Here is a 607-nt window from a genome sequence, read left to right as displayed (position 1 = left end):
GGCGGACCTGCGGCTGCTGGCCCTGCTGGGCGTGCTCGTCTACCTCGGCGGCCTCGGCATGGCGGCCGTGCCGCTGGTCGCCGAGGCCCGGCAGCGGCCACCGCGGACGTTTGCCACCCTCTCGGTGCTGCTCGCCGCCCTCTGGTTGACGGGGTCCCTGGTCACCCTGGCCGTCCTCGTGGGTCGGGGCCCCACCTGGCGCGCGGTCGGCGAGGGCATCGACGTCGTGACCGCTCCCCTGGTGGCGGGGTTCGCCGCGCAGGTCGTGATCGGCGCACTGACCTACCTCGCCCCGGTGGTCCTCGGCGGCCGGCCGGCAGTGGTCCGTCGAACGGGCGTGGTGATCGAGCGGTTCGGGACGTTCCGGCTGGTCGTCGTCAACGGCGCGCTGCTCATCGCCTGCCTCCCGACGCCGAGCGTCGTCCGGGTGCTCATGTCGGTGCTCGTCCTCGCCGGCCTCGGCTCGTTCCTCGTGCTGCTCTGGCTGGCCAGGAGGTCGGCTCGGCGGGGAGACACGCAGGAGCCCGGCCCGGTCAAGGCCGAACGCGAGGCCGAGGCAGCCCGGATCGCCGCCGGCGGCCGCCGGGTCAGCAGCCCGCACACCGGG

The 607-nt window shown here is 75.5% G+C and carries 1 pseudogene; it reads left to right on the top strand.

Annotated elements, in window-relative coordinates:
* Nucleotides 1–607, top strand: a pseudogene (locus FRW57_RS23810) (multicopper oxidase domain-containing protein); the annotation flags it as partial.

The sequence above is a fragment of the Segeticoccus rhizosphaerae genome, from assembly GCF_009192725.1.
Taxonomy (GTDB): Bacteria; Actinomycetota; Actinomycetes; order Actinomycetales; family Dermatophilaceae; genus Segeticoccus; species Segeticoccus rhizosphaerae.
Note: the sequence above shows the minus strand (reverse complement) of the source record. Positions and strands in the feature narration are given on the sequence as shown.